This is a genomic window from Thalassotalea sp. PP2-459 (assembly GCF_001913705.1).
In the GTDB taxonomy this organism is placed as follows: Bacteria; Pseudomonadota; Gammaproteobacteria; order Enterobacterales; family Alteromonadaceae; genus Thalassotalea_C; species Thalassotalea_C hakodatensis.
In genome coordinates, this window is the sequence record NZ_MKQD01000034.1 from 45,053 (window position 1) to 60,865 (window position 15,813).

Annotated in this window: 8 protein-coding genes; 4 read left to right on the forward strand and 4 right to left on the reverse strand. The window is 38.7% G+C overall.

All coding sequences use genetic code 11. The features are described from left to right. The first annotated feature begins 35 nt into the window (after nt 1-35). Nucleotides 36-746 carry a DUF445 domain-containing protein gene (locus tag BI291_RS06495; RefSeq protein WP_074497330.1) on the forward strand — a complete coding sequence of 237 codons (711 nt, stop codon included), beginning with the start codon at nt 36-38 and terminating at the stop codon, nt 744-746. A 245-nt stretch (nt 747-991) separates the two neighbouring features. Continuing rightward, a complete protein-coding gene (locus tag BI291_RS06500; protein WP_074497332.1) occupies nt 992-2,179 on the forward strand; it encodes an amino acid aminotransferase in 1,188 nt (395 codons plus the stop codon). A gap of 135 nt (nt 2,180-2,314) precedes the next feature. Here BI291_RS06500 and BI291_RS06505 read toward each other — a convergent pair whose 3' ends face one another. The 4 genes from BI291_RS06505 to BI291_RS06520 form a co-directional block, all read right to left on the reverse strand. Continuing rightward, the gene (locus tag BI291_RS06505; protein ID WP_139302582.1) at nt 2,315-3,154 is read right to left on the reverse strand and encodes a choice-of-anchor A family protein; all 840 of its coding nucleotides are present in this window, start codon (nt 3,152-3,154) and stop codon (nt 2,315-2,317) included. Nucleotides 3,155-3,353: 199 nt separating this feature from the next. Continuing rightward, entirely contained in the window at nt 3,354-4,268 is a 915-nt protein-coding gene (locus BI291_RS06510; RefSeq protein WP_074497337.1) for an HAD family phosphatase, read from the reverse strand. Between the two features lie 7 nt (nt 4,269-4,275). Further along, on the reverse strand, nt 4,276-5,436 hold the full coding sequence (locus tag BI291_RS06515; RefSeq protein WP_074497340.1) for a mechanosensitive ion channel protein MscS: 1,161 nt from the start codon (nt 5,434-5,436) through the stop codon (nt 4,276-4,278). Between the two features lie 121 nt (nt 5,437-5,557). After that, complete coding sequence (locus BI291_RS06520) at nt 5,558-7,786, reverse strand: TonB-dependent receptor (RefSeq protein ID WP_074497343.1); 2,229 nt, start codon at nt 7,784-7,786, stop codon at nt 5,558-5,560. Between the two features lie 406 nt (nt 7,787-8,192). Between BI291_RS06520 and BI291_RS06525 the strand changes: the two genes are divergently transcribed. Further along, complete coding sequence (locus BI291_RS06525; protein ID WP_074497346.1) at nt 8,193-14,876, forward strand: response regulator; 6,684 nt, start codon at nt 8,193-8,195, stop codon at nt 14,874-14,876. Continuing rightward, nucleotides 14,869-15,813, forward strand: coding sequence for a diguanylate cyclase (locus tag BI291_RS06530; RefSeq protein ID WP_074497349.1), 945 nt, complete (start codon nt 14,869-14,871; stop codon nt 15,811-15,813). The genes BI291_RS06525 and BI291_RS06530 overlap by 8 nt, the downstream gene beginning before the upstream one ends.

The following is a 15,813-nucleotide window of genomic DNA, read 5'->3' on the forward strand; positions in this document are numbered from 1 at the left end:
ATAAAATTTGCCAACGTATCTAATTGGAGACAACATTGAATAAAAGTTTAATAACCAATGTATTAGCGCTGTTAGTAACCATTAGCGGTTATTATTTTTCTATGAATGTTGTTTATGCCATGGGGATTTTTGCCTTATCGGGTGCGATTACTAATTGGCTTGCTGTGCATATGCTCTTTGAAAAGGTGCCTTTTTTGTATGGTTCTGGCGTTATACCTGCGCGTTTTGAAGAGTTTAAAGCTGCTATTCGTCATTTGATGATGGAGCAATTTTTTACCGAAGATAACATTGATCGGTTTTTATCTGACAATGCCGGTAAAGCGAGTACCTTTGATTTAGTACCTGTGATTGACAAAATAGATTTATCGCCTGCTTTTGATAATTTAGTAAAGGTGATTGAGAGCTCTTCTTTTGGGGGGATGTTAGCCATGGTAGGCGGTAAAGAAGCACTTGAACCGATGCGTGAACCTTTCATCTTGAAAATGAAAGAAACGGTAGGGGATATTTCGCAAAGTGAACAATTTAACGAAGCATTGCGGGCGCAGTTAGAGCAACCCAATGTTATTGCTGAAATGCGCGAAAAAGTGAGTAACATTATTGAAAAACGATTGAACGAATTAACCCCTAAATTAGTAAAAGAGATTGTCCAAGAAATGATTCGCCAGCATTTAGGTTGGTTAGTTGTTTGGGGGGGCATTTTCGGCGGTACTATTGGTTTAATTGCCGCACTTACGGGTAATTTTTAATCATTAGTATAGGTAAAGTGGGCTTACCAATTCATTTGTCTGCGAGGGTAACCTCCTTAATTAATAGGTGATTATTTTCGTTAGTGCCTTTTGTACTAAAAGGTAACTGATTTTTCTGTCAAATTGCTTTAATTATCACTAGATAGTCGCTATGCTAGCCCTTTCAAATCGGGATTTTATTGGCATTACGTGCGATGGCGCACCGCAATGCAAAATCTCACTCTATCTATAAGGTAAATGGAGACATGTTTGGTAGCTTAAAGGCATTGCCTGCCGATCCTATTTTAGGTTTATTGGCTAAATATCGTGAAGATTCAAATCCACAAAAAATTGATTTAGGCGTGGGTGTTTACAAAGATGAAGCTGGTCATACGGCTATTTTAAAGTGTGTGAAAACCGCTGAAAAGCATCGTAACGATACCGAAGATACCAAGGTGTATATTGGCCCAACGGGCTCTCCTTTATTTAATGATGAAATGTCGAAGCTTATTTTCGGTGATCATAAAGTACTGAGTGAAAACCGTGCCCGGACCGTTTCTACCCCAGGTGGTACGGGTGCATTACGTGTAGCAGCTGAATTTATTAAATCATGTAAAGCAGGCGCAACCATTTGGGTTTCAAATCCTACATGGGCAAATCATACTGGCTTATTTGAAGCCGCAGGTCTTACAGTAAAAACCTATCCTTATTATGATCACGAGAATAAGTGTTTAGACTTTGATGGTATGTTAGCAGCACTGAAAGAAGTCAGTGCTGATGATGCGGTTTTACTACACGCATGTTGTCATAACCCGAGCGGTATGGATTTAAATCAAGAACAATGGCAGCAAGTAACTGAAGTTGCTAAAGATGTTGGCTTTCTACCGGTTGTTGATATGGCATACCAAGGCTTTGGTACAGGTTTAGATGAAGATGCTGCTGGTTTACGTCTTTTAGCTAACAATGTTGAAGAAATGATTGTATGTAGTTCATGTTCAAAAAACTTCGGTTTATATCGTGAGCGTATTGGTGCAACTACCATTATAGGTAAGTCTTCTACTGCCGTTGATGTTGCTTATTCTGTATTACTTTCGGTAGTACGAGTTATTTATTCAATGCCACCCGCACACGGTGCAGCATTGGTTGAAACAATTTTATCTTCTGATGAATTACGTTCGCAATGGCATCAAGAATTGGCTGAAATGCGTAATAGAATTAACGGTAATCGCCAGATCATTGTTGATAAACTAATAGAAAACGGCGTTCAAAGAGATTTTAGTTTTATTACTCGTCAAAATGGTATGTTTTCGTTCTTAGGTATTACCCCTGAACAAGTACAACGTTTACAAGACGAATTCAGTATCTATATGGTTGGCTCTAGCCGTATGAGCATCGCTGGCATTGCAAAGAGTAATGTAGATTACTTGGCACAATCAATTGCAAAAGTACTGTAATTGAAACCTTTATTTTGTTGAGTCACTTTAAGAGCCGAGTCTATTTACTCGGCTTTTTTATGGTTGGTGCTAGAGAGCGACAAGGATTGGTTGGATGCTTTTCTATCTAGAAAAGCCATTGAATATCATCGTTATCTACTGATGCTTATGATTAGAGCGCATTAACAGAATAAATATGCCTGCTATGATAATTAATAGGGTAGAAGGCTCCGGTACTTCAATTGATGGTGTGGCAGTACGAACGGTTTGGAAATTACCAACAAGTGCGTGATTGGTATAAAATCTAACGTCATCTAGCGTTGCACCATCGCCTGCATTAAAAGCACCTTTAGTCGCTAAAAATGTGCCACTAATATTTGCACCACCAAAATTTAATGATGAAAAGTTATCATCAATAAAATTAAACAAAACATTTGCAGACGTTAAACCATCCGATAATAATATTTGCGCACCCGAGGCAATTTGTGCGTTGCCTAAAATGTTGATAATTAAGTTATCATTACTGCTACCATTTATTTGTAAAATATCTGATGAACTCAGTGTGATTGAATCTACATTTACAACATTAAGTTGACTAGCATCTAAGGTGGTTGACTGGCTAATAGCCCCTTGAGCAACACCCGCTAAGTTCTTAGCTGCTTCGCTTGCGGAGGCAATATCCCTTGATAACTGATCAAATTGACGACTGTCATTTTTCTGTACATCGGTACAAATACTTTGCGTACCAGTAACTTTACTTGCTGACCCCAGGATAAATGTGTTTGAACAAGCATTGCCGTAAACGATCGACCCTGATGCAAAACCGATATCTTTACTGGCAGCAACATTACCATAAATGTAGGCCTCACTGCCTAGCACTAATGAGCCATCAACAGGCGAACCGTGAAAGTCCCATTGCCCCACACCAATGGTGTATTTATCAGCAACACCAAGATCTACGCCTAAGTCGATCAGATCGGCTTGTGCATTGTTCATAAGAAACACGTAAAAAATAGCAGTAGTAAAAGCTTTAAACCCGTTCACGTTGTAAGTCCTTTATTTATAACTATAATGCAAAATGACAGCGCTATCATATCATAAAAAGAAATTAGAGTAATAGCTCTTAATTAAAAAACAATCAAAAAACGTGTGAAAAGCAATCGACAATTATGTTGAACATAGCGTTGTTTATGACTTAGGTAGGAGAGCGAAAAATAGTTTTCCAATCATTTTTCATGTCTACCACGTGCCAGTTTAACGCCTTGGCATAACATAGGGTATTTTTACCCCAAAACCTAAAGCGACAATTAGGGCTGTATTTGTACTCTCTAACGCTATCAGTATGATGTATTAGCACACAAAGAGAATGTTTGTTGGATGTCCAACGTAACATGTCGACATCACCATAACTATTGCCAAAAGCAGCAATGGGTCTAATTGAAATTCGTCTTTCAATACTTAATACTTTTCGCGCACGGCTCTCAATGGAAAAGGGAATCGGCTCTAATTTAACGGTGAGATTGTTGTTTCTCTTTGATAGCTTCGTTTTTAAGCTGCTACCAATAACGCGATTTACCGATACCTGATAAGTTTCTTGTGACCAAGGTCTAACGAAGTTTGCTGTACTTCCTGTGACGATATAATTGCTAAAATTATTTTGTTGAAAGTAAGCAAGCACTTCTAACATGGGCTGATAGGTTAGGTTGGTATACTGAGTGTTAAACCTTGGGTGTTCAGCTTGGCTGATCCACCTAGCAACAGATGCGCGATACTCTTCTGTGGTCATGCCTTTACGCAAAAAGTAACAGCCAACTTTCATGATATTAAAAAAATCAACAATAGCGGTTTTGCACCAGTGACATATACGTTTTGAATGACTAGTCGTGTTCAATACGTGTTGATTAAAAAACTTTCGTTTAAAGTAGGCTACTTGCGCCATCACTGGTTTTTCAACGATCAAAGTACCGTCGTTATCGAACGTTGCAATGCGATTTTCTATTGGTACAAAATGAGGAGAGTGTTGGTCGCAAACCTGTTCGACAAATGAAATGATGCCTTGTTTAACCTTGCCATCGTGCCACGACGGCAAGGGATCGATGATATTACCCATGATGTGATTAATTAATTTTAGGAGGGATTAGAATGTTCGTATCGAAGTTAAATAACTTTCCGCTCCAAATAAATACTTGCCACACTAAAACACCAAAAGGAATATATCCAAAGTAGCCTAATAACGGCATTTCCGAGAATATATGGATGACATCGACATACGGAATATTATAAACCCAGTAATTTGGGTTTGTGATCGGCTCTGGGTTAGGATTACTAGAACCAAAGTTCCACATTTCCCAAAATAAACCGTTCAATAATGAGGATACACCAATCAGTACGCCTGCACTCCAGTTTCCTTTGGCGATATCGGTGAAGGGGTTCCAAATGTTTAAGCGCATAAGTATACCAGTCATAACTGCGTAAGGGCCGATCCATACAACCCAAAACAACGCATACGGCCAGTAAACCATAGCGGCAATAAGTAATGCGCCGATAAAGATCATATAATTACCGTTTAATGGCATTTTGGGGCCGTTTTGGTATCGTGCGACTAGTTTAGGAAAAGTGTTTAACAAATTATACCAAGTAAGAATTACCGGGGTGACAGTTGAGTAGGTAATGAGAAATTCAATAACGATAGTTGCTCTAGACCAACCTACTTGATTCGCGTTAGGGTAAAACCAGTTACCTAATACGAAATAATCGTAGTATTCAAAGTACGCCCAGCCAACGATTGAAACCAACGCACTGATGAACAATGTTTTTGGTTTTTCTGAAAATAAGGATGCCCCGTTATTCCGCTGATATACAATGCCGTCTAGAAGGAAGATAAACCCCCACCAAAGTGGTGTAAACGCCCAAAAAACCAGATCGCCAAAGGGGGTAACGCGGGTCCACATTAACCACCAGAAAAAGCCCATTACAACGCCACCACACCAAAACCACCACGGTAGAGATACCATTGAAGGTTGACGAGGTTTTGCGGTTGCGCCCTTAAAACCGAATAGCTTTGGAAATAAAATCAGGCCAGTAATAAAAAGCGCACTGGCTGCCATGATTAAAAAGTAGGTTAAACTAAACCCTGGTACTTTTCCGGCGAAAGTGGGGGGAAATTCACCAAAGCCTGGTGGAAGGTGGTTAGGGTATACAAACCAAGCGACCACCAGAGGGACTAATAAAGTGAGTAATATTGGCCATAATAGCTGCCATGGTGTAACTTTTTGCATAAGTAAACGTCCTGTATTGTTATTATCATTGTTATTTTTTGCGCATTAACCAGCATGCTTTGCTCACTTTAGCGACTTTATGATTTTCTGTCTATAAAGTGTGCAAATGGAAGTTAAAGGGTTAAAAGCGATATTGCAAGGTTGCCCCAAACTGTCTGGCTTCACCTTTAAGTTCAGTCACCGCACCCAATGCCGCTATAGAGTCAAAGCGTAACTCGGCAAATTCCGTTTTGGTCAGGTTTTTTCCCCATAACGTCAATGAAAAATCAGGATGAAAGGCATAATGTATACTGCCATTAAATACTGTATAGCCGTTCTGTTTTGTGTAGGGGTTCTCGTTTTGATCAAAATAAAATTCAGATTGATAATCAAACCCTAATTGCATGGTTAGTGGGTTGGTAAAAAATTGAAACTCAGTTAATAGATAACCTGATACATTCCACTTCGAAGAGAATGGTAGACGGTTATCGTTAACAAATAGATTTTCTTGTTGAAATTTACCTATCGATGCTTCAGGTAAATAACCAATATTTAACACAAATTCCAGTTGGTTAGTGGGTGCATAATAGAATTCGCTATCTAAACCGTAAATTTCTGAAGCCCCTGCGTTTTTTAACACGTGATAAGGGACAGCGCTATCTTGAATATTAATGAATACTTGCTGATCTTGATAGTCATAATAGAATGCGGCTAAATGCCAACGAGCATTATGATCTAACCATTGCACTTTTGCACCAGCTTCATAAGCGTTTAGTGTTTCAGGTGCATATTCAGAATTCATCGCTTGCTCTGGAGAGGTGGAGTAACCCGCATTGTAGCCACCGCTTTTATAACCACGGGTATAGCTGGCGAATAGATTTATATCATTCGCGAGTGCGTGGTTAATCGCCAGTTTACCTGAAAACTCGTTGTCGGATATGTTACCTGCTAAATCCCATAATTTAGGTACATTACCATGCACAGTATTAAGGTCAGCCTTTGCCTTGTAATCAGTTTCTTCCTTCGTAAAGCGAATACCGGTGATTAGTGTAGTGTCTTTTGTTAACGTATAGTCAAGTTGACTATAGAGTGCAGTCGAGGCATTTTCTAATGAGTTGTCATAGAAGAAGGTTGCTGGTACATCAGCCAGTGAAGGTATGCTTCTAAAATCTCGAAATAAGTCAAAGCTATTGTTTTGTTCAATGGTTTCTTTTAAATAAAAAATACCTGTTTGCCAAAAATAATTTTGCTGTGTGATACTCAAGTTCACTTCTTGTGAATACAAGTTGTTATTGGTATCAAATGTACCCTCAATTAAGTTTCTTGCTCCATCAGAATCAAAAGAATGAAAACGTGTTAGTTTTCTCACTCCTGTGATTGACGTTAACTGGCTGTGCTCCGTTAGTTGCCAATCAAGGATTAAGGCGCTACCCCAGCTATCGGTATTATGTTTTCTATCGGCAGTATCTGCGCGAACATCCCAGAAATCATCCCCCCCCACTTGCTGGTCATAAGCATCAACGCAGTCATTACTACCAACGATACTTGGTGTACATTGACCGCTGTTATCTTTTCGATAAATACCATTACTTGCAATAGGTTTTGGTTTACCCGTTGATCTTTCTTTATGCAGTTTTATAGTTGCAGTTAAATCATCAAATTGAGAGCGAACAATGAGCCTAACATTAGTTTGCTTTAAACCGCCATCAGGCTGTTCAGGCATTAAATTATTGGTAGAAAATTGATAGTCGTCGTGATCAAAGGCTATTCGAGCGGCCGTTGTATCGCTAAAAGGGAGATTGATCGCGCCATCAATAGACGTAGTTTGATATTCAGCTATGCCAGCATTTATATACCCACCAAATTGCTGCTCTGGCATCTTTGAACGCAATAAAATAGCACCGCCAGTAGTATTTCGGCCAAATAACGTGCCTTGAGGGCCCCTTAAAACTTCGACTTGCTCAAGATCAAAAATATTTGTTGCTAAATTATTGGCACTACCGCTGACAATACCATCACTATATACCGCAATGGGTGATATGGTTGATGTATTGTAATCAATCATACCGATGCCGCGAATGTTAAATGCCGGCGGTGTACCTTCGCCAGCATTGTTGGTGATTTTCATGTTTGGAGTGAATTTAGCAAGCTGCGAAGTATCTTTGATCTGTTGTCGTTGAAGAGCGTCTTCACTTACTACCGTAACCGCAACCGAAACATCTTGTAGTTTTTGCGCACGTTTTTGCGCATATACTTCTATTACTTCAACTTGTTGTAGGCTTTCTTTACTCATGACCGTCGTCGAGGAAATGATAAACAAAGAGATAAAACAACAGCGTATATATCGACCAAATTGATGCGTATTGATCATGTACAACCTTCTCACGAAACAGGCTCCGCCTAATTATAAATACCAAAAAACAGTTGTAAAAACCAAGTGTGAATGGTCAACAACCCCTAGCTTATTAAGTTATAGCTTGTGTTTACAGAAATTGCTCATAAGTTTGATTTTTGTGCAATTTTCACGCTGAATAAACAGCTTTATTTATTGCTGCTATTTTACAGTGAAGCATAGCACGGCTTCGTTTAACGCGGAATATGAAGGGGTCTATATTCGTTTAGTTATATGTATTTTTTTTTGATGAATGAATAAAGCTTGTTACATCACCTATGTTGAAGAATCTATCAATGTAATTGCGATTATCTTGTACTATCATTGAATTTTTATGGCTAAACGCTTATAACTATAGGGGAATGAATAAGGATGTACAGCTCTCATGATTGCGCTTCAAGGCTATGAAATACAACGCCACTTTTTTAGCATTTCAAACGCCATAAAAGTGTATTTAGCCAAAGATAATAAACAACAATTAGTGCTAATAAAGCAGTTTATCAAAGATGACAGAAGCCGTTCTACATCACAGTTTTTCGAGCGCGCGAAACTGGCAAATAAGCTCAATATATCGCAAGTAATTCCCCATCAACAGCAACAACAAGATCAACAAGCCTGTTATTGCGTATACCCATATCAAAAAAATTGGCTAACATTACAACAATTATGTGATGAGACAGAGCTCAGTACTGAACAGAAACTAACTATATCGACAAATCTTACCCGGTTAGTTCAACGCATTCATGATAAAAAAATATTTCTCAACGGTTTATCTCCCTATAGTATTCTCATTGATAACACTACTTTTGAATGCTTTCTTATTGATTTAAGTTTCGCTAGTTCAGTTGCGGTTTTACATAAAAAATCTAAACGCATCATGTTTGATAAACAGCGTTTAAAAACACTAGCACCAGAGTCTACAGGAAGAATTAATTGGCCGGTTCAGCGCTTTGCCGATTTATATTCTTTAGGCGCGTGTTTGTTTAAACTTTTTAGTGGTCGATTTCCTTTTAATATTGAAGACGACATGGAAATGATCCATGCACATATTGCCAAATCGACCCCTAAAGCTTGCCGAATAGATAAAACGGTGCCAAAAACGGTATCGTCGATTATCGATAAATTGCTACGTAAAAACCCTGAATCGCGGTACCGCTCAGCAGAAGGACTGCTACACGACTTGCAACGTTGTTTATTACTATGGCAAGAACATCAGAGCATTTCTACTTTCAAACTGGCCCAAAAAGATAGTAACAATCAGTTGCACTTTTCTCGTACGTTGTTTGGTCGAGAGCAAGAATTAAACATTCTATTAAACGGCTATCAAACCGCTAAAGAACAAGGCCAGTGTCAATTAAGTGTGATTAGCGGTTATGCTGGCGTAGGTAAATCTCGATTAATTAAAGAAATACAACAAAGCATCGTGACTGATGAAAATTACTTCGCTTTAGGAAAGTTTGAACAATATCAAAATAGCACAGCATATTTTGCCCTTGTAATGGCCTTAAAAGATTGGGTAGATCAATTATTATGCGAAAGTAATGAGTCACTTGCCAAATGGCGTATTACGTTAGAAAGTGCGTTAGCGGGTAACGGGCAATTATTGGTAGATTTGATCCCTGAATTAGCCTTGATTATTGGTCCTCAGCCGGTGGTGCCATCAATGGCACCCAGTGAAGAAAAAACACGCTTTAATAATGTGTTTATTGCTTTCTTAAAAGCCTTAGGCGCGACCAGTAAAACGGTCGTGATTTTTCTTGATGATGTGCAGTGGGCAGATCACGCAACCATAAAACTATTAGAACATATTGTAGAGCACCCTGATCTTGGTCACTTATATTTTATTATTTCATATAGGGACAATGAAATTGTTAAAGAGCATCCATTAAACGCGCTACTTAATTCCATTGATGTTGCACCATCATTTCATAGTCATCAACAATTGCAGCCGTTGACCGTAGAGGCGGTAAAAGATTTTTTAAAAGCATCACTTGGTGGTAATAACAAAATGTTGAGTGGTTTAGCAGATACCTTGATAGATAAAACACAAGGTAACCCATTTTTTATTAAAGAATTCATTAAGTCGCTGGTAGATAAAGGTTTTTTATATCAACATGAACATGGTGAATGGCAATGTAGTGTAGAAGACATCGAACGTATTAGTGTAACAGATAACGTTGTAGACTTAATGGCTAACCGTATTCGCCGTTTAAATGACCAACAACAAGACGTGTTACATATCGCCGCTTATATAGGTGTGAATACTCACTTGCCTGTATTGAGTTATGTGCTTAATTGCAGTCAAGACGATTTAACTGATGCCATTACCGTCTTGGTTGAAGAAGGGTTTTTGTATGCCTTTGAAAGTAGTGTAGAAAACTCACAAATAGATACACTGCGCTTTATTCACGATAAAGTGCAGCAGGCGGCCTATCAGCTTAATCGGCCACTCAGTAAAACCAATATTCATTTTCGCATCGCACAGTACTACTTGCTGCACCAACCGACGACTATTTTTAAATATATTGAACATTTGAATGCAGCGTCGAGCATATTTATTGAGCGCGGTGATTTTTTGTTGTTGGCAGACGGTAACTTATCTGCAGCTAAAAAAGGCTTAGAAAGCAATGCCAGTGCAGATGCAATGTATTATCTTGAGCAAGCAGAGCAGTATCTACCTAAAGATCATTGGCAAAGTTATTATCAACAAAGTGTAGATATTACTCTTGCAATGGCAAAAGCCTGTTATCTAAATTTAGACTTTGAACAAGGCAACCAGCGTTTCGATAAAGCAGTATCTTGTATCAAAGGTGATATCGAATTTGGCTATTTAGCGCGAACTCAAGTATTAGCATTAATAGCACAAAACGAGATGCTTCAAGCGTATGAGCTTGGTGTAAAAACACTTGAAAAATTAAAGGTAAACCTTATTAGTGCAGAAAACATAGCAGAAAACTATATCGCACTTGATAACAAAAAAAGGCCTGATGAAATCGCCGCGTTAATTGACTTACCGGTAATGACCGAACCTCGATACTTAATGGCAATAGAAATATTAAACGCCATTCAAACGCCGGCATATTTACTTAATCCTATCGATTATATGCGAGTCGCGTATGCCAGCTTGTCATTATGTTTACACGAAGGTTTAAGCCCTGGCAGCAATAAAGTATTTGTCACGCACGGTTTGTTACTCTGTGGTGCGTTTTCACAATTCACACGAGGAAAAGCATATGCTGATTTAGCATCTCGATGCATTGAAAAATACCCATCTGCGCATCTGTATATTGAAGTTGAATTTGCTAAGCATGTGTCGATAGAGCATTGGAATGCTCCGCTAGCGTCCTCTTTAAAGCCACTTGAAGATAACTTTTACCGAGGTATTGAAGTGGGAAACATTGAATATGCTTTCCACTCTGCATTATTTTATTGTAAGCATTTACTGTTCTCGGGAACGCCACTACCCGTGGTTAAATCGAAATATAAGGTGATTTTACCAACCGTAATAGAAAAAAAACAAACGTATCATTTAACCTTTATTCAATTATGGCACCAATTTATCCTGAATATCAGTGAACCAACGATAAATCCAATAGCGCTTCATGGTTCCGCTTTCGACGAGCATAAAGAGTTGCCCATATTGCTTGAAACCAACAACGTAACCATTCAATTTAGTTACCATTTGGTGAAAATGAAGTTAGCGTTTTTATTTGGTGATCAAACGCACGCTTTTTCACACTTTGAACAAGCCGAGCCGTTAATGAATACGGCATTATCTTTATATAATTATACTGAGTTTTCGTTTTACGCAGCATTAGTGTTAATCGAACGATTAAGGTGTGCAAATGCAGACGATTCGGTGTTGTTTGATAAGGTTAATCACTTCCATGAACAACTGAGTTTGTGGTCAGAAAACGCCGCTGAAAATCACCACCATAAAGTGAAACTTGTCGCAGCAGAACTCGCAGCACTCGGCGAGCAAAACAATGCATGGCATTTATATCAACAAGCGATTGATTTGTCTTCTAATAGCGGTTTTATTGAGCATCAAGCATTGTCGCAAGAGCTTGCCGGCCATTATTGGCGCCGCCAAGAAAAAGCATCTATGGCGAAAGACTATTTTCAACAAGCTTATCAAAGCTATGTAGACTGGGGAGCCAATACTAAAGCGAAGACGTTAGCGGATAACTATTTAACAACCAATGATAATCATATCCGTCAAAGTACTTTACCGCAGCAGCCAAACAGCCTTGCGTCAAACAATGAATTAGATTTCGCTTCGGTATTAAAAGCTTCAGAAACGTTAAGTGGTGAAATAGATTTACATGCTTTTTTACATCGCATGATGGTGATTATTATGGAAAATGCCGGCGCTCAAAAAGGCAGTTTACTGTTGATCACTGAAGGCATGCTTAATACCGAAATTTCGGTGTCTATAGATGGTAGTACACAAGAAAATGTTCAGTTGCCGCTAAGCTTAATTAACTATGTATCTCGTACCTTAAAGCCGCAAATTATTTCTGCTGATCATCCTCAATTTTCTCATGATATTTATTTTAAACACCATCATGCAAAATCGATTTTATGTGCTCCCATCATCGTTAAAGGCGAGCTTAAAGGTGTCTTGTATTTAGAGCATCTAGCGGTTGAAAATGTGTTTAGTATAGATCGCATAAACGTGCTGCAAATGTTAGCTAATCAAACGGCAATTTCTTTTGATAATGCAACGTTGTATCAACAGGTTGTGTCATACAATCGGAACTTAGAACAACAAATTCATGAACGAACAAAAGAACTTGCAGCGGAAAAAATAAAGGCGGAACAAGCGAACCAAGCAAAATCAGACTTCTTGGCAAACATGAGTCATGAAATAAGAACACCGATGAATGCGGTTATCGGGTTAAGTCAGTTAGCACTACGTACCGACCTGAGCTCCGTGCAACATGACTACTTAACTAAAATTCAAGATTCTTCTCGTTCACTACTCGGCTTAATTAACGATATTTTAGATTTTTCTAAAATAGAAGCGCAGAAACTTACCTTAGAGCAGGTGTCTTTTTCATTACACGACATTCTGCAAAGAGTCGTCAACGTATGTACATTTAAAGTACATGAAAAAGGGTTAGAGCTAGTTGTTGATATTGCCCATGATGTGCCTAAAACGTTGGTCGGTGATCCATTACGGTTACAGCAAATCATTGTAAATTTGGCTAATAATGCGGTTAAGTTTACTGAACAAGGAATAATCCATATTAATGTTAAGCACCTACACAGTGATGAGATAACTAGCCAGTTAGCTTTTGCTGTGCATGATACAGGTATTGGCATGTCAGCACAGCAGCAAGAAACGCTGTTTCAATCGTTTTCACAAGCTGATAGCTCTGTAACCCGAAAATATGGCGGAACAGGGTTAGGGTTAGCGATTAGTAAACAATTAACCGAGCTTATGGGAGGAGAAATTTGGCTTGAAAGCACTGAAGGCGAAGGTTCTACCTTTTATTTCACCTCAACCTTTGAGCGTGCTGAACCAGATATGATAGAAACCGTAGCGATTGATAAACAATATTTGTCATCGTTAAAGGTGCTTGTGGCTGACGATATTGACATAGCGCGCAATGTCGTACTAGACGCTTTACTACAAGCTGATATTAAAGCAACAGGTGTATCTGATGGAAAAGCAGCATTAGATGCAGTACTCGCAGCCGACCGTAACAAAGAGCCATTTGATTTAGTTTTCATGGATTGGAAAATGCCTGAAATGGATGGTATTGCCGCAGCAACACAAATTCATCAACATACCCGTGGGTCATTACCTCATATTTTAATGATGTCAGCGTATGATAAAGACGAGGCGAAAAAGCTCGCGGAGCAACACGTTTTCGATAAGTTTCTTGAAAAGCCTGTGACCGCCTCGTTACTCATTGATGCTGTGCTAGAAACCTTAAGTAAAGAAAGCGATCGCATGACAACGGTCAATGAAGAAGAAGTGACTATTGATATTCCTGATTTAAGCCGTTTTCATGTGTTATTAGTTGAAGATAATATGATAAATCAACAGGTCGCTTTAGAGTTTTTATCGGATACGAAAATAAAAATCACCTGTGCAGAGAACGGCGTTATCGCGCTTGATTTACTTGCAAAACAAGCATTTGATATTGTGCTAATGGATATTCAGATGCCAGAAATGGATGGCTTAACAGCAACATCTGAAATAAGAAATACGCTGAAAATTCATGATTTACCCATAATAGCGATGACAGCACATGCAATGGAAGGCGATGTAGAAAAAAGCGTCATTGCTGGGATGAACCATCATCTGACTAAGCCCATTGAACCACAAATACTCTACGATACTCTATGTAAGTACTTGCTAACTAATAGGTTGATTACTGAAACTGTTGCGATTAATGACAGTGAGGGTGAGCAACAAATGACGCAAGAAGCAATACAATTAAACACGTTAAAAAATCATACTTTGTTAAAGGTTGAGCATGCTTTAGATAAGGTACAAGGAAAACAAACGTTGTACTTACAATTAGTGCATGATTTTTGGCATAAGTACCAAACATTATCTGATAGCTTAATGTCACTCTATCATGATAATGCTAGCGAAGAACTCTATCGTGCTGCGCATTCGCTCAAATCAACTGCGCAATATATTGGTGCTTTTGATTTATCAAAGTCTGCATTATCACTCGAAAGCGAAGTGAAACAGCAAGGCAGCTATATTGAATTAACCTTAAACGAAGTCACCACTCAATTAGACTTTCTTATTGCTCAATTAAATAGAATATACCAACATAAAGAAGAAACATTAGGTGAAGAGCAACTCGATATTGCTCAAGCTCAAATACTCATCTCTTCTTTAAAGCGTTTAGTAAGTGCTGCTGATATAATGGCTGAAGATGTTTCGAAGGAGTTGCTGATGCTGGCAAGCCATACAACGGTGTATCAAGACGTAAAAACGTTTCATCAGTTAATTGCTGATTTTGAGTTTGAGCAAGCTTTATCATTAATAGACGACTTTGAAGTTTCGCTGACCCCTCAGACAGGTATTGAACATGACTGACCAGTACCTTGATACAAATCGGCGTGCAACGGATAAGCAATTTACCCTACTTTGTATTGACGATGAAAGTGCTAACTTAAAAATATTAGCGTCTATTTTCAAAGATACTTATAAAGTCGTGGCGTGCAAACAACCAACTCAGGCATTAGCCATCGCGTTAGATGTGCTACCCGATTTAATATTACTTGATGTGGTCATGCCAGATATTAATGGCTTTGAATTATACGAGCAATTCAAGGAACAACCTGAAGTTAAACATATCCCTATTATTTTTATTACGGGCTTACAAAGTGCAGAAGATGAAGAAAAAGGCTTAGTGCTTGGCGCGTGTGATTACATACAAAAGCCTTTTAATTACGGAATTGTTAGGGTGCGTGTTAACACGCATATGGAAATTATTCGTCAGCGCAAGCTATTAGAGTCCTTCGCGCATATTGATAGTTTAACTGAACTGCCCAATCGGCGGAAATGGCAAGATGACAGTGCTAATCAGTGGGAATTTGCTAAGGCGAACAACAAACGATTGGTATTAGGGATTGTTGATATAGACTTTTTCAAAAAATATAATGACTCCTACGGGCACCAACAAGGTGATATTGTGTTGAGAAAAGTTGCCAATGCTATTCGGCGAGTGTTGTTTGAACATGACGGTGCGATTTATCGTTGTGGCGGCGAAGAATTTTATTTTTATTTTCCTTCTGAAAAGCGCACTAATATTGAAGAAATATTGGCCCAATGCTTAGAAGCTGTTAGCAGCCTAGAAATTCAACATCAATCCTCTTTAGCATCATCAATATTAACCGCCAGTTTAGGCGCCGTGGAAGTACAGCCAAAAGATGAGCATTCAGTTGATAGCATGCTTGGAATTGCCGATGAAAAACTTTATCGAGTTAAAAATACCACGCGAAATGCGGTACACTTTTCGCAAATACCATAG